General features: G+C 56.9%; 16 protein-coding genes. 7 read left to right on the top strand and 9 right to left on the bottom strand.

Annotation, left to right across the window (positions count from 1 at the left end; translation table 11 throughout):
• Positions 1-2 precede the first annotated feature (2 nt).
• The 8 genes from CDH48_RS12705 to ftsY all read right to left on the bottom strand — a co-directional run bounded on the left by CDH48_RS12705 (position 3) and on the right by ftsY (position 8171).
• Positions 3-1487: a HAMP domain-containing sensor histidine kinase gene (locus CDH48_RS12705; RefSeq protein ID WP_100689125.1), complete on the bottom strand. Its 1485-nt coding sequence runs from the start codon at positions 1485-1487 to the stop codon at positions 3-5.
• Positions 1474-2154, bottom strand: a complete 681-nt coding sequence (locus CDH48_RS12710; protein WP_100689126.1) for a winged helix-turn-helix domain-containing protein — start codon at positions 2152-2154, stop codon at positions 1474-1476. Before CDH48_RS12710 ends, CDH48_RS12705 begins: the two co-directional genes overlap by 14 nt.
• Before the next feature lie 108 nt (positions 2155-2262).
• Positions 2263-3036, bottom strand: coding sequence for a hydroxypyruvate isomerase (hyi, locus tag CDH48_RS12715; protein ID WP_100689127.1), 774 nt, complete (start codon positions 3034-3036; stop codon positions 2263-2265).
• Positions 3037-3042: 6 nt separating this feature from the next.
• The gene (locus tag CDH48_RS12720; protein ID WP_100689128.1) at positions 3043-3966 is read right to left on the bottom strand and encodes an NAD(P)-dependent oxidoreductase; all 924 of its coding nucleotides are present in this window, start codon (positions 3964-3966) and stop codon (positions 3043-3045) included.
• A gap of 234 nt (positions 3967-4200) precedes the next feature.
• Positions 4201-5061 carry an RNA polymerase sigma factor RpoH gene (rpoH, locus tag CDH48_RS12725; protein WP_100689129.1) on the bottom strand — a complete coding sequence of 287 codons (861 nt, stop codon included), beginning with the start codon at positions 5059-5061 and terminating at the stop codon, positions 4201-4203.
• 196 nt (positions 5062-5257) lie between these two features.
• Entirely contained in the window at positions 5258-6271 is a 1014-nt protein-coding gene (gene ftsX / locus CDH48_RS12730; RefSeq protein ID WP_227521082.1) for a permease-like cell division protein FtsX, read from the bottom strand.
• Positions 6261-6950 carry a cell division ATP-binding protein FtsE gene (gene ftsE, locus CDH48_RS12735; protein ID WP_100689131.1) on the bottom strand — a complete coding sequence of 230 codons (690 nt, stop codon included), beginning with the start codon at positions 6948-6950 and terminating at the stop codon, positions 6261-6263. The genes ftsX and ftsE overlap by 11 nt, the downstream gene beginning before the upstream one ends.
• Positions 6951-6968: 18 nt before the next feature.
• Entirely contained in the window at positions 6969-8171 is a 1203-nt protein-coding gene (gene ftsY / locus CDH48_RS12740) for a signal recognition particle-docking protein FtsY (protein ID WP_100689132.1), read from the bottom strand.
• A 157-nt stretch (positions 8172-8328) separates the two neighbouring features.
• Between ftsY and rsmD the strand changes: the two genes are divergently transcribed.
• Positions 8329-8976: a 16S rRNA (guanine(966)-N(2))-methyltransferase RsmD gene (gene rsmD / locus CDH48_RS12745; protein WP_100689133.1), complete on the top strand. Its 648-nt coding sequence runs from the start codon at positions 8329-8331 to the stop codon at positions 8974-8976.
• Here rsmD and CDH48_RS12750 read toward each other — a convergent pair.
• Complete coding sequence (locus CDH48_RS12750) at positions 8952-10130, bottom strand: DesA family fatty acid desaturase (protein WP_100689134.1); 1179 nt, start codon at positions 10128-10130, stop codon at positions 8952-8954. The two genes, rsmD and CDH48_RS12750, sit on opposite strands and share 25 nt — an antisense overlap.
• 161 nt (positions 10131-10291) lie before the next feature.
• Between CDH48_RS12750 and mutM the strand changes: the two genes are divergently transcribed.
• From mutM to CDH48_RS12780, 6 genes are all read left to right on the top strand, one after another.
• Entirely contained in the window at positions 10292-11104 is an 813-nt protein-coding gene (gene mutM / locus CDH48_RS12755) for a bifunctional DNA-formamidopyrimidine glycosylase/DNA-(apurinic or apyrimidinic site) lyase (protein WP_100689135.1), read from the top strand.
• A gap of 201 nt (positions 11105-11305) precedes the next feature.
• Positions 11306-11638: a hypothetical protein gene (locus CDH48_RS12760; protein ID WP_100689136.1), complete on the top strand. Its 333-nt coding sequence runs from the start codon at positions 11306-11308 to the stop codon at positions 11636-11638.
• Positions 11639-11742: 104 nt separating this feature from the next.
• A complete protein-coding gene (gene yrfG / locus CDH48_RS12765) occupies positions 11743-12432 on the top strand; it encodes a GMP/IMP nucleotidase (protein WP_100689137.1) in 690 nt (229 codons plus the stop codon).
• 41 nt (positions 12433-12473) lie between these two features.
• The gene (gene hslR / locus CDH48_RS12770; RefSeq protein ID WP_100689138.1) at positions 12474-12881 is read left to right on the top strand and encodes a ribosome-associated heat shock protein Hsp15; all 408 of its coding nucleotides are present in this window, start codon (positions 12474-12476) and stop codon (positions 12879-12881) included.
• A gap of 58 nt (positions 12882-12939) precedes the next feature.
• The gene (hslO, locus tag CDH48_RS12775; RefSeq protein ID WP_100689139.1) at positions 12940-13794 is read left to right on the top strand and encodes an Hsp33 family molecular chaperone HslO; all 855 of its coding nucleotides are present in this window, start codon (positions 12940-12942) and stop codon (positions 13792-13794) included.
• A gap of 176 nt (positions 13795-13970) precedes the next feature.
• Positions 13971-15503, top strand: coding sequence for a phosphoenolpyruvate carboxykinase (locus CDH48_RS12780; protein WP_100689140.1), 1533 nt, complete (start codon positions 13971-13973; stop codon positions 15501-15503).
• The last annotated feature ends 35 nt before the right edge of the window (positions 15504-15538 follow it).

The following is a 15538-nucleotide window of genomic DNA, read 5'->3' on the forward strand; positions in this document are numbered from 1 at the left end:
TTTCAGGCCCGGCCCGTTCCTGCCGATGCGTGAGCGCCGCCGCCATCGGCAGAATCAACCATCTGTTCCGCCTGTGTGACTTTGATGCGCTTGCGCGAACGGATAAACGCAGGCATGCGCACAGAGACCGTCAGCCCCGGTGGCGCCTCATCCGGATAGGTATCGCTGAGCACAATCCTGCCCTGATGGATCTCTGCAACGGCACTCACCAGGCTGAGACCCAAACCATTACCCGGTAGCGAGCGGCTTTTGCCAACCCGGTAAAAGCGCTGGAATACCTGATCCTTCTCGTCGTCGGGAATACCGATACCACTGTCCCTGACCTCAAAAATCGCCTCTTCGCCCTCCCGTCTTACAACCACACCAATGGTGCCGTGCTCGGGCGTGTATTTGATGGCATTGTCAATCAGGTTGCTGATCATCTGGAAAAGCAGATCCCGGTCACCCTCTATAATGACACCCGGCTCCAGTGACTGTTCAAAGGTCTGCTCCTTGTCTTCAGAGAGCGCCTCGTAAAGCTCACAGGCGTCCGACACCAGCTCATCCAGGGCTACCTTTCTCATATCGGCGGAATTTCCCTTGGTCTCCAGGCGTGCGATGCGCAGTAGGGCATTAAAGGTTGCCAGCAACTGATCCGCCTCCGCGACCGCGCGGCTTGCCTGCTCCCTGGCCTCGTCGTTGTCCACCGACATCAGGGTATTTTCAAGCTGGTTTCGCAGCCGGGTGAGAGGCGTGCGCAGATCATGAGCGATGCTGTCCGATACGTGCCGGATACCTTCCATCAGGTAAACAATCCGGTCCAGCATCTGGTTCAGGTTTTCCGCAAGCTGATCGAAATCATCCTCTGTGCCACGGGTGGGTATACGCAGGGAGAGGTGGCCGTTCATGATTCGTCGGGAGGTGTTATTGATAATTTCAATTCGGCGGGTTGTGCTTCGACTCATCAGAAAGCCGCCAAGCAATGCCAGCGCGAGAGTAATGCCCATACCCCAGTTAATCGCCGTTTCAATAACCCGCTTCAGGTTGGTGAGCTCGTCCACATCCCGGCCGACCAGAAGTCTCAAACCACCCTGCACCTCAAAGATGCGGGCACGGGCAAGACGCTCGGGGCCAGACCAGCCTACAGCGGGGCTGAGGGTGAAGTTTATCCAGCCACTTTCCGAACGCGATCCCTCAGGCCAGGTTTCAAGGTTACCGGCCAGCTTGAGGAAGTCTTCGGTGGTCAACAGATAGATGGTTTTTGCATTGGGGTCGCGGGCAACCCGCTCACGGATGATCGTGATCAGACCATTGACACCACGCCCCCGGTACTGCTCTGCCAGACCTGCGATTTCCGCCTCTATGGTCTCGTCGGTCTGGGCCGTCATGAACCCCGCTGTACGCCAGTATATAAAGGCCAGTAACAAAAACACCGAGGTGGCAAATACCACCATGTACAGCAGGGCAAGCTGGAAGGACGATGTCCTGAGCTGGCTAAGCAGTTTCACGTAACATGTACCCTGCACCCCGGATGGTTTGCAGCAGGGGTGTCTCGAATTCCTTGTCGATCTTGGCGCGGAGACGGCTGATGTGTACGTCAATCACGTTGGTCTGGGGGTCAAAATGATAGTCCCAGACCTTTTCCAGCAACATGGTCCGGGTAACCACCTGACCGGCGTTGCGCATCAGGTATTCCAGCAGCCGGAACTCCCGGGGCTGAACGTCAATATTCTGCCCCGAGCGCTTTACTGTGCGGGCCAGCAGATCCATTTCCAGATCTGCCACCCGCAGCACCGTTTCGGTTTCCGCAGACTGGCGATTCCGGCGCACCAGTGACTCGATCCGGGCAAGAAGCTCCGTAAACGAGAAAGGTTTGGTGAGATAGTCATCGCCGCCGCCGCGGAGGCCTTCAACGCGATCGTCTACATCTCCCAGTGCACTGAGTATCAAAACCGGCACCTGGTTTCCCGTGGCGCGTACCGTCTTGATGATGGAGAGCCCGTCCATACCTGGAAGCATGCGATCAACAATCATGATGTCGTATTCTTCACTGGCGGCCATCATCATACCTTCCTTGCCATCGGCAGCATGATCGACAACGAAGTCTGACTCCTTCAGCCCTTTAACAAGATAATTTGCTACGTCCTGATCGTCTTCGATTACCAGCGCTTTCACTGGATCCCCTCCCAATAGCGGATTACATTAACAACAGAGTACGAATAACTCGGGACACCGGCCAGTTACCATCTTGTAAGAGGGTGTCGCCATTGGCGACGGTCGGCTCTATGCCCTCATCCAGCTCAAGCTATCCGCTGTAGTGCCGGAGGGCCGGTATTCGGCGCTTACCCAGCCGTCATAATCCATTTTGTCGAGTGCAGAGAAAACATTCGAAAAGTTAATCTCTCCGGTTCCTGGCTCGTGCCGACCGGGATTATCAGCAAACTGAATGTGGCCTATCCAGGGCATCAGGCACTCCATGGTACGAATCAAGTCACCCTGCATGATTTGCATGTGATAAATGTCGTACTGCAGGCGCAGGTTACCGGCACTGGCTTCCTCGATCAGTGCAATGACCTTTCCGGATGTGTCGAGAAAAAATCCGGGCATATCGAGCCGCGAATTAATGGCTTCAAGGCACAGTGTAATGCCCTCACCCGCCAGCTTGTCAGCTGCCCAGGCGACATTGGCCACCAGCGTTTGCCAGGCGATCTCTTTGTCCAGATCCACGGTGTTCAAACCTGCCAGACAGTTGAGCCGCGTGCAACCCAGTGCCCGGGCGTATTCGATGGCCCGGTCCACTCCGGCGCGGAACTCATCAATCCGGTCCGGCAGGCAGGCAATGCCACGCTCGCCGGCATCCCAGTCGCCCGGGGGTAGATTGAACAGGACCTGGGTCAATCCATTGTCTTTCAGGGCACTACTGAGCATTTCTTTGGGCCAGGCGTAGGGGAAAAGAAACTCCACGCCGGCAAATCCGGCTTCTGCGGCTTTGGCGAAACGCTCGGGAAACGGTACCTCAGTGAACAGCATCGAGAGGTTGGCGGCAAAACGCGGCATGGCAGATTACCCTTTGAGATCAGCTTTAGAGCCGGAAACCTGTGTACCCAGACGGCTACTGTTCATATGTTCCAGCTCCAGAAGCAGTCCGCTGTGATCAGCATCGCTGTGGCCATTGGCGATCAGTGACAGGTATTCATTGTGCACCTGTTGCGACAAAGGCAAGGTCAGATTCTCCGCACGGGCTTCATCCAGGATCATACGCATGTCTTTAAGCTGGATACGGGCCGGCGCACCGGGGGCAAAATCCCGGTCAATCATGCGCTGGCCGTGCAACTCCAGAATCCGGCTACCGGCAAAGCCGCCCATCAACGCCTCACGCACCGCAGCCGGATCGGCCCCGCCCTTGGCGGCCAGCAACAGAGCTTCAGACACAGCCCCAATGGTAATCCCCACAATCGCCTGATTAGCCAGCTTGGCTAGCTGCCCCGCGCCCACAGGGCCAATCCGCGTGCACTTGCCCAACACCTCAAAGACCGGCAAAGCCCGGGACACATCGTCCTCTGAACCGCCCGCCATAATACTCAATCGTGCTTCCCGGGCCCCCAGGGTGCCACCGGAAACTGGCGCATCCACATAACCTGCACCCTGTTCCGCTGCAAGCGCAGCGTGGCGACGAGCCAGCGATGGCTGAACGGAGCTCATATCAATCATCAGAGCACCCGGCTTTATAGCTCCCATAGCACCACTTGCAACCAGCACCTGTTCAACCACATCGCCGTTTTCCAGCATGGTAATCACCACATCTGCGGTTCGCACTGCGTTAGCGGGGGTGTCAGCAACGGTTGCCTCGCCGGCAAAAGGCTCACACTTGCTGGCTGTGCGGTTCCACACAGTCATTGGGAAACCTGCGTCCAGAAGATTTCGGGTCATGGGGGCGCCCATCAGGCCAATGCCGAGGAAAGCGATGTGGGGGAATTTTTCAATCACAGGAGTGGGCCTCTATCCAGCATCGGGGGAGGAGGCAATTGGGCAGGCCTTTCCAAAACACGCTGAAATACATCCCTGTACGCTCGGCTCCGCCATTCATGGCTCCGCACGGTTTTGGAAAGGCCTGCCCAATCACCTCTTATACTTGAGTGCTATTACACACTAAACAAACAAAAACGCCACCAACCGAACCGGTGGTGGCGTTTTCAGAACACTTGCGAAAGACTGACCCGATCAGGCAGCTTCAGCCATCTGCAGGCGGATTTTCTTCATGGCATTCTTCTCAAGCTGGCGAATTCGCTCAGCGGAGATGCCGTACTTGTCTGCCAGCTGGTGAAGTGTCGCCTTGTTCTCGGACAGCCAGCGCTCACGCAGGATATCCTGGCTGCGCTCGTCGAGCATTTCCAGAGCCTCCATCAGGCGCCCGTTGGAATCTTCGGTCCAATCCGCCTTCTCGAGCTGAACAGCCGGGTCGCTGCGTCGATCTTCCAGGTAATACGCCGGCGACTTGTAGGCGCTGTCATCGTCATCATCCATGGGGCCATCAAAGGCGGTATCCTGGGATGCCAGGCGGCCTTCCATTTCCTGTACAACCCGGGGTTCCACTCCCAGATCATCTGCCACTGCGTGCAGTTCATCATGGCTCAACCACGCCAGCTTCTTCTTCTGACTGCGCAGGTTAAAAAACAGTTTGCGCTGGGACTTGGTTGTTGCCACTTTCACAATCCGCCAGTTACGCAGAATGAACTCGTGAATCTCGGCCTTGATCCAGTGCACGGCAAACGACACCAGCCGTACACCGTACTCCGGGTTAAAACGCTTGACGGCCTTCATGAGGCCGACGTTGCCCTCCTGAATCAGGTCGGCCTGAGCCAGGCCATACCCTGAATAACTACGGGCAATGTGAATAACGAAGCGCAGATGGGATAATACAAGCTGGCGAGCTGCATCCACGTCTTCTTCATAGTGAAGGCGCTCTGCCAGTTCCCGCTCTTCATCCACGGTCAGTACCGGAATGCGGCTCGCGGCCTGAATGTAAGCCTCAAGATTGGCGCCCGGCACCAGTCTGTCAATGAGCTGTAAGCTCGTACCCATGCTTTAACCTCCGAACCCGACGGCTGATAATACAGCGAATAAAAATTAGACCGCCAGGAACCTGAAAAGTTCCTGAATTACCCAATAAAACGTTCGAAATCAACAAAATGGGGAATTCACCCTGACTTTCTCTTGCACTTCAAGCTAACGCGCAAACCCTGCCGGATTCAATACGGTTTTACCGTGATCCGGATCATTAGCCACCGGCAATTTCACCCGGCTCTATATCATCCAGATGGCGCTTTACCGCCACCCATGCGCCAAGCCAGCCTAGCAGCATCGCAATAATAATCAATGCCAGGACACCGTCAATACCCAGACCGTTGAGCGAAAAATCGCTGCGATACAGCCCAGCAAGGCGTTCAATCGGGCCGCTCAGCCACCACAGGGACAGCTGCAGCAATATCAGGGCAACGAGGCCGCCCCCCAAACCAAACCAGGCACCTGTATACAGAAACGGCCTGCGCACAAAGCCATCGGTGCCGCCGACCAGCTTGGTTACCAGGATCTCATCACGTCGGTTCTCGATGGACAGCCTGACGGTGTTGCCGATCACCAGCACCACGGCTGCTGCAAGCAAAAGTGCCAGCGCCCAGACAGCGCGGGCAAGCAAATCGGTCATGGCGTTAAGCCGCTGCAGCCAGCCCAGGTCCACCTGAACCCGCTCAATGCTGTCCACACCTTCAATGAACGCCACTAGGCCTGCAACGCTTTCTGCAGTCCTGACTGCCTCCACAGGTGTAATCAGCAATGTATGGGGCAAGGGATTCTCATCCAGGTAATCCAGTGCCTCATCAAGCCCGGATGACGCCCGGAACTCGGCCAGTGCTCGCTCACGGTCGATCAGCTCCAGTTCCGCCACGCGTCCGTCAGCGCCGATTTCTCTGGCCAGTTCCCGGGCCTGTTCAATACTGGCGCCCAACTCCATGTAAGCGGTTACCCGGACGCTGCTTTCCCAGCCCGCACTCACCCCCTGCAGGCTGGTTAACAAAAGCAGGAGGATCACCGGCAGTGCCAGGGCTACACCCATCACTGTCCAGGTCATCAGGCTTGCGACCGGGGTCCGCCACATGCGCTCAGCACTGTCACGGGCCACTTTGCGATGATGGATAAACCAGGACCCGGTCTGTTCGCTCCAGGGCGACCGCGACACTCTGGCGCCCCGCGCAGCATCCTGCTTGCGGGATCGGGACGAAGGATCAACGGCCACCGGAACCTCCCTGTGACGGGGTACCGCCGGCAACAAGACTGCCATGATCCAGAGTCAGTGTACGCCGCCCCATTTCCTTCACCAGCGCAAGGTCGTGACTGGCAATTAATACGGTGACACCCACCTGGCTGAACCGGGCAAACAGATTCATGATGTCTGCCGACAGTTGCGGGTCCAGGTTGCCCGTCGGTTCGTCTGCCAGCAACAGGGGGGGCTTGTTGACCACCGCACGGGCTATGCCCACCCGTTGCTGTTCACCACCGGACAACTGCAGGGGGTTCATTTTTTCTTTCCTGAGCAGGCCAACCTTATCCAGCGCTGCACGCACCCGGCGGCCCACGTCGCGGGGCGAGACGCCCATTACCTCCAGGGGCATGGCAACGTTATCGAAAACCGTGCGATCGAACAGCAAATGGTGATTCTGGAACACCACACCTATGTGGCGGCGAATATAGGGAATCTGCCTTCTCGGCAGGCGGTTAAGCAGCTGACCACCAACAACCACCTCCCCGGCACTGGGCCGTTCCATCACCATGAGCAATTTCAGCAGAGTACTTTTACCGGCACCGGAGTGCCCGGTCAGAAACGCCAGTTCACCCCGGCTCAGATGAAAATTCACCTGGCGCAGCGCAGTATGGTCGCTGTCATACCGCTTGGTAACCTGACGAAATTCAATCATGGCGGACTATCCGGTAAATTATTCAGCAAACAGGGCATCCACAAAGGTCTCGGCATCAAAGGTACGCAGGTCGTCTACCTGCTCGCCCACACCAATAAAACGGATAGGAAGCTGCAACTGGCGGGCAATAGCAAACACGATACCGCCTTTGGCCGTGCCGTCCAGTTTCGTTAAGGTAATGCCAGTTACGCCAACCGCTTTCTGGAACACTTGCGCCTGGCTCAGGGCGTTCTGCCCCGTTCCCGCGTCCAGTACCAGCATGACTTCGTGGGGCGCCGTGTCGTCCAGCTTTTTCATTACCCGGACCACCTTTTCCAGTTCGCTCATCAGATTGTCTTTGTTCTGCAACCGGCCGGCAGTATCGGCAATCACAACATCCACACCACGGGACTTGCCTGACTGAATCGCATCAAAAATCACCGAGGCACTGTCTGCCCCCGTGTGCTGGGCAATAACAGGCACATCATTTCGCTCACCCCAGACCTGCAACTGTTCAACCGCCGCAGCACGGAAGGTATCACCAGCGGCCAGCATGACCGACTTGCCCTCACTCTGGAATTTTTTGGTGAGCTTGCCAATCGTGGTGGTTTTACCTACGCCATTCACACCAACCATCAGAATTACGTATGGCTTCTGCGCCGCATCCAGGATCAGCGGCCTGGTAACATCCTTGAGCAGGCCATGCAGCTCGTCGCGCAGAGCCTTGCGCAGGGCCTCGCCATCTTTCAGCTGATTGCGTCGGAGCTTGTCGGTAAGGGCTTCAATTATTTCCGACGTTGCCGTCACCCCCACATCCGCCATAAGCAGCGTGGTTTCAATTTCTTCCAGCAGGTCTTCATCGATTTTCTTGCCGATTGAGAACAGATCCGCCATACCACCGGTAAGGCTTGCACGGGTTTTGCCCAGACCCTGTTTGATGCGCTCGAAAACACTGAGCTGGGGCTCTGCTTCTGGTTCAGGTTCAGGGCTTATTTCCGGCTCGGGTGCCGGCTCAACCTTCGGCTCAGGGGCGGCCGGGGGCTCCTCGGTGGTAACCTCCGGTGCGGCTTCAGCGGCTTTTTTCTCGACCGGCGCCTTGGGCTCAGGACCTTTCAGCGCCTCCGGTTTGCGGTGGGGAACCGGCTTTGGGCGCGGCACACGGCGGCGGTTGCTGGCAATATCCAGAACAAACACGAGTACAAGAAGGGCCAGAAGGCCGACTGAAATCCACTCTGCCATCATAAAGTCATACCATCAGTCTGAATGGGCGGGACAAACAAAGCGCACATTCTAGCAGACTGTCCCGTGGAAGTGAGGATGCCCCGGAATATCGGCAATACCCCGATTTCCGATAAGATATGCCGGCAATACAGAACATCACGCCACCCGGAGCCAATTCATGACGCGCCGAAAATCCGCTGGTCCGCGCCACTCAAACAAACCTCCAAGAGGGCCAGCCCGCCCGCATAGCGCTTGCGGCGAACTGCGCATAATCGGGGGTGACTGGCGCAGCCGCAAACTGCGTTTTCCGGACGCCGGCGGCGTGCGCCCGACCCCTGCCCGCACACGGGAAACCCTGTTTAACTGGCTATCCTTCCACCTGGCGGGCAGCGACTGCCTGGATCTGTTTGCCGGCTCCGGCGCACTGGGCCTGGAGGCACTCTCGAGAGGCGCTGCGCAGGCCACACTTGTTGACAACAACGCCAGTCTGGCAACGACATTGCGGGACAATCTGAGGCTGCTGGGTTCGGATGCGGGCACTGTGGTATGTGCCGGTGCGGACACCTACCTCAGCCAGCGACAGCGGGAGCCTTTCGATATTGTCTTTATGGACCCCCCGTTCCGGCAGGGCTGGCTAACCACTTTGTTTTCGCTGCTGGACTCCCGGGGATGGGTAAAACCCGGGGGCTGGGTTTATGTGGAGCATGAGAGCGACCTGCCGGCGCCGGCGGCCCCCGCCAACTGGCAGTTGTACCGGCAAAAAACCGCAGGGCAGGTCACTTACTGTCTGTACCGGGTAGTTCAGGCGGCAGGACGCAGTGAGTAAGCCCGCAAGTGCGCCGCAAACTCTTCCAGATAACGGATGCCGCTGGCTTCCGCCTCTTTGCACCACCGCATCAGCGCCTGCAGCTTCTCCTGAGGCTTGAGCCCGCGCTGGCGCCATAGGGCCTGCAACTCGTTACTCATCTCGTAAATCTGGCGCAAAACGGCGTTAGTCTCCAGAACCGACTCCAGCGTTTCTTTTTCCCGGGGCTTTATCAGCGTCACTTCCCGCGACAGCAGCTGCTTGAGCTTGCGATACCTGGGCCGGATCTCATCATCCATCAGGCTCTTTTGCTGGCGCAAAACAGGTTCTGTCACACGTTTGCGGTATTGGCGCATGATATCAAAGCGGTTATTGGCGATGGCCTGCACGGTTTCCACATCCACATCCAGCTTGCCAGGAACGTAGTGGGCAATGGGCCGGTACCCTTTGGGTTTGGCAAGACCAAGCCCCTGAAACAGGCGGATGTAGCCCCAGCCAATATCCACTTCGTACCAGCGGCGCGAAAGCTTGGATGAATTCGGATAGGTGTGGTGATTATTGTGCAGTTCTTCACCGCCGACCAGGATTCCCAATGGAGAAATGTTGCGGGCGTTATCCGCACACTCGAAATTACGGTAACCCATCCAATGGCCGACTCCATTCACCACACCGGCAGCCCAGAAGGGTATCCACACCATCTGCACAGCCCAGATCCAAATGCCATGCACGCCGAAGAGCGCCAGATCAGCCAGCGCCATCAAGGTGATGCCCAGCGTTCTGTAGCGGCTGTATATCCTGCGCTCAACCCAGTCATCCGGCGTGCGCTGGCCGTAGCGCTCAAGCGTCTCGGGTGTGGCCGCCGAGGCATAGAGCTCGGCGCCTTCAAACAGTACTTTCTTTATTCCCAGCACCACCGGGCTGTGCGGATCCTCAGCGGTTTCGCATTTGGCATGATGCTTACGATGGATCGCCGTCCATTCTTTGGTATTCTGCGCTGTGGTCAGCCACAACCAGAAGCGGAAAAAGTGCTTCAGAACAGGATGCAGGTCCAGTGAATTGTGGGCGGAATGGCGATGCAGATAGAGCGTTACACTGATAATGGTGATGTGGGTCATACCCAGAGCAACCAGAATCAGCTGCATCACCGACAGGTCAAGAAGACCGTTAAACCACATAGTTAATCCTCAAAGCAAAACTTTGGCGACCGCAAAAAGACGCCAGCACACTCACTTTAGCGTACAGGTGTTAGCCAGAACAACCGCTTTAAAAGCAAATTTGTTACCGCTCACACCTGCGCAACATCTCGCCCCACATAATTTGACCGGAGACGGACTGAGTGCCCGAATTACCCGAAGTTGAAACCACAAGACGCGGCATTGCACCTTTCTGTGAAGGCCAGGCTATCCACCGGATCAAAATACGCAATGGCAGACTGCGCTGGCCGGTGCCGGGAGATCTTGCGGCACGAATGGAAGGCGAGACTATCCGGTCGGTGGAGCGGCGCGCCAAATACCTGTTTCTGAACCTGGACCATGGCACCGCCATCGTTCATCTGGGCATGTCCGGCAGCCTTCGCATCATCACCGGGGACACACCAGCCGGAAAACACGACCACATCGACCTTGTACTGGAATCCGGCGTGACCCTGCGTTTTAACGACCCGCGACGGTTTGGCTGCTGGCTTTGGGCGGATTCAGCATCCGCACACCCGCTGATTGCCAGCCTCGGCCCGGAACCGCTGTCGCCGGAGTTCAACGGCCGAATGTTATTCCAGCGCTCGCGCTCCAGAAACACCCCGGTGAAATCCTTCATTATGGACAGCCATGTGGTTGTGGGCGTGGGCAACATATACGCCAACGAAGCCCTGTTCAAAGCCGGCATTCACCCCGGGCGCAAGGCCGGGCGCATAAGTCTCGATCGTTACCGGTGCCTTGTGGAAGCCATCCGTGAAACCCTGAGCGCCGCAATCCTGATGGGTGGCACCACCCTGAGGGACTTCGTGAACAGTGACGGCAAGCCAGGTTATTTCGCCCAGTCACTGCTGGTTTATGGCCGGGCCGGGGAGCCCTGCCCGGAGTGCGGGACAGCGCTGAAGGAAATCCGCATGGGCGGCCGGTCCACGGTTTACTGCACACGGTGTCAGCGATAGCTCTGTACACCCCCTGCCCGAAACGCACTGAAATGCACAATTTGCAACGAAAATTCGTTTGAAAATACGTAAATATGATTCATAGTTAACAGAGGATTCATACCCGGGAGTTACAATAAGGTTCGATTTTCCCGATACGAACCACGTACCGGTTACTACAATCCGGTGCCAACGGGGCCCCGAAAGTTCAGGAGACAGACAATGACCCGCACGATTTCACGCACCCTGATGGCCACTGTGGCGGCCTGCCTTCTGGCTTTTTCATCCGCGGGCCATGCACGCCCCATTGATGAAAGTCCATCTGCACTGGCCATGGCTGGCGACGCTGTGTTTGTCCGCCCGGTTCTGCTGGCCACCACCGTTGTGGGGGCCGCCGTCTACCTGGTGTCTCTGCCGTTCTCCCTGCTCGGTGGCAATGCTGAAGAAGCAGGAGAGGTTCTGGTAGTCGGCCCGGCAAAAGCAACCTTCGTGCGCTGCCTGGGCTGCACAAAATCAGGTCGGAAATCAGAGACGGTTGAACAGTCAGGCAACTGAACCCGGCCTGCAAGCCTTCTACTCATGGCATCAGTAATATCCCGGCTTGCCTCAGGCCAGGATCTGCGGCAGCCTGAAGAAAATTTTTCAGGCTGTTTTTGCTTATGATCAACTGGACATCCCTCGAAACCGTGTTCCTGGACATGGACGGAACACTGCTTGATCTGCACTTCGACAATCACTTCTGGCTGGAGCACCTGCCCAGGCGGTACGCGGAACACCACAATCTGCCCCCCGGCGAAGCCAAAGATCAACTGATCAGCATGATCATGGCCGAAAAAGGCACGCTTAACTGGTATTGCACAGACTACTGGAGCAATCGGCTGGACATGGACATCACCGGCCTGAAGTCCGAGATTGGCGATCGCATAGGTTACCGCCCTCATGTGGCTGACTTTCTTCAGACGCTCAAAAATACCGGGCTGCAGTCTGTGATCGTGACCAACTGCCATCCGGACCCGCTTGAGCTGAAACTGCAACGGACCGGCCTCGACACTCTTGTGGATAGCATTGTGTCCAGCCATCAACTGGGCAAACCGAAAGAAGACACAGCGTTCTGGCATGATCTGCAGCGACTCACGCCCTACAGAGCCTCCGCCACACTGCTGGTTGATGACAGTTTTCCGGTATTGGAGAGCGCCCGGTCCGCCGGTATCGCGCAATGCCTTGGAATTCTCGCCCCTGACAGCAAACAGGCCGCCCGGAAAACCCATGAGAAGATTCCCTGCGTGCATCACTTTGATGAGGTTCTGACCGCAATCCAAGCGCAACGGCCACTGCCATCTACCGGCTGACAGCGTTATAATCCGGGCATACGCCCCTTAGGTGAGGAGACATGGCGGCATCCAGTTCAGACGATCAACGCGTAAGACTTGATAAATGGCTTTGGGCTGCACGTTTCTACAAAACCCGGTCCCTGGCAAAAGAAGCGGTTGAAGGCGGTAAGGTTCACTACAACAGTCAACGCTGCAAACCCGGCAGGCTGGTTGAGCCGGGTGCGATGATAACCTTGCGCCTCGGCTGGCAGGAGAAAGTCGTTGTTGTAGACGGGGTAACTGAACGCAGGCGCGGAGCGCCCGAAGCCCAGAAGCTTTACCATGAAACCGAAGACAGCGTAAAAAAGCGGGAAGATCTCGCGTGGCAGCGTAAAACCATGCAGGCCGCGCAATTGCCACCCGCCAGGCGCCCGTCCAAGAAAGACCGCCGTGATATTCAACGGTTCCGAGACCAGAACGGCCTCTGAACAGGATCACCCTGCCGCCACCCACCAAACCAGGCATTCAGTTTTCAGGAGAACCAGCATGGCATCCCGCGACCAGTTCCAGCGTTTTATCTTTGAACACAGCCAGGTGCGCGGAGCCTGGGTTCAGCTTGGCGAAAGTTACAGGGAGATCACCAACCAGGCGCCCTATCCCGAATCCATTCGCGGCCTGCTGGGTGAAGCGTTGGTGGCGAGCATTGTTATGAGCAGCAGCCTGAAGTTCGAGGGCACCCTGTCGATCCAGGCCCAGGGCGAGGGGCCATTGCGAACTCTGATGGCCGAATGCAGTAATGAGCGCCAGATTCGCGGCCTGGCGAGATTTGATGAGCACGCTGTGGCTGAAGACAGCTTTCACAACCTGCTTGGCAACGGGCGCATGGCCATTACCATCACGCCGCGGGAGGGCAACCGTTACCAGGGCGTTGTGCCGCGGGAGCGGGACAGCCTCGCCGGATGTCTTGAAGAGTATTTCGAACGCTCGGAGCAGTTGCCCACCAGCCTGTTTCTTTTTGCCGATGACCAAGGCGCCGCCGGCCTGATGCTTCAGCGCCTGCCCGGTGCCACCGAAGAAGACAACGAACTCTGGGAGCGGGTCAACCATCTGGCACGCACCGTTGAAGCCGCTGAACTGCTGGAACTGGACAGCGAAACCTTGCTACACCGACTGTTCAACGAAGAAACGGTTCGTCTTTTTGGCGCCGAAAACGTCGCGTTCAAATGCAGCTGCTCCCGGGACAGAACCCTGGCCGCGCTGGAAGCCATTGGCAAAGACGAGTGTTACAGCATTCTTGAAGAACAGGGTGCCATTGATATGGACTGCCAGTTCTGTCACGCACATTATCGCTTCGACAGGAATGATATTGATCATCTTTTCGCTGGCCATACGTTACACTAGAAGAGCTTATGGATTCGCCTGGAAGCCAGCAATCATGCGGCTTCCGGTGCAGTCGTTTTTTATCGGCGCCTCTGGCATAATAGCGCGCCTGAATTGACTCGATTGTTCAGTTTTCCGTCAATTTCCGGGTTAGGCGGCCTGGGCAATCACTAAGACATCCCGAGGGCGAGGTCGAAGTGAGCAACACTTATAATGATCTGAGTACAGCACAGCTGGTCGAGCAGGCGCTGGAGCGTAAAGAAGGCCAACTGGCTTCCAACGGTTCACTGGTTGTAAAAACCGGTGAACGTACCGGTCGATCCCCTATGGATCGCTATATCGTCGAGGAACCAAGTACGTCTGACGACATCCATTGGGGGCCCATCAACCGTCCTTTCGATGCCGATAAATTCGACGCCCTCTGGGATCGTGTAGAAGCCTACATTGCTGAAAGAGACCGCTTTGTCTCTCATGTTCACGTTGGCTCTGATCCCGAGCATTACCTGCCCGTGAAAATGACCACCGAGACCGCGTGGCAGAATCTGTTTGGCCGCAACCTGTTCATTCGCCCGGAACACTACAACCAGGCTGACAAGCAGGAATGGCAGATTCTGAACGCTGCCCACTTCGAATGTGTACCGGAGCGCGACGGCACCAACAGCGATGGCTGTGTGATTATCAACTTTGCCCGCCGCAAGGTACTGCTGGCAGGCATGCACTACGCTGGCGAAATGAAAAAAGCCATGTTCTCCGTGCAGAATTTCCTTCTGCCGGAAAAAGATGTGCTGCCAATGCACTGCTCCGCGAATGTGGGTGAAAATGGCGAAACCTGCCTTTTCTTCGGCCTCTCGGGTACCGGCAAAACCACCCTGTCCGCCGACCCTCACCGTTTCCTGATCGGGGACGACGAGCATGGCTGGGGCCCGGGAACCGTGTTCAATATTGAAGGCGGTTGCTACGCCAAATGCATAGACCTGAGCAGGAAGAACGAGCCAATCATCTGGGACGCCATCCGGTTCGGCGCCATTGTTGAGAACGTGACCATTGATCCGGATACCCGCGAACCGGATTACAACGATGTGTCCCTGACCGAGAATTCCCGCTGTGCCTACCCACTGGAGCATGTGGAAAAACGCGTACTGGAAAACCGTGCCGGTGAGCCTTCCCACATTGTTTTCCTGACGTGTGACATGACCGGCGTATTGCCCCCCGTGTCCATCCTGAGCCGCGAAGGTGCTGCCTATCACTTCCTGAGTGGTTACACAGCGCTGGTCGGCTCCACAGAAATGGGCTCATCGTCCAAACTCAAGTCCACCTTCTCCACCTGCTTTGGTGCACCTTTCTTCCCGCGCCCGGCTGGTGTGTATGCAGAGTTGCTGATGAAGCGCATGGACGAATACGGCAGCAAGGTATTTCTGGTAAACACAGGCTGGACCGGCGGGCCCTATGGCGAAGGCACCCGCTTCAGCATTCCGACGACCCGCGCCATTATCAGCGCGATTCAGAATGGCGATCTGGACGATGTGGAGACTGAGCACCTGCCTGCCCTGAACCTGGACGTGCCCACCTATGTGCCGGGTGTGGATACTGCCCTGCTTAACCCGCGTAACACCTGGACCAGCCCTGAGTACTACGACGGAAAAGCAGAAGAACTGATCAAACAGTTCGTGGAAAACTTCAGGAAGTTTGATGTTTCCGATGCCATTGTCGAGGCCGGTCCGAAACTCTGAGCCTGCCAGACCAGAAAAGCGCCCTGCGAAAGCAC

Origin of the sequence: Marinobacter aromaticivorans, assembly GCF_002806975.1 — a bacterium.
GTDB lineage: Bacteria > Pseudomonadota > Gammaproteobacteria > Pseudomonadales > Oleiphilaceae > Marinobacter > Marinobacter aromaticivorans.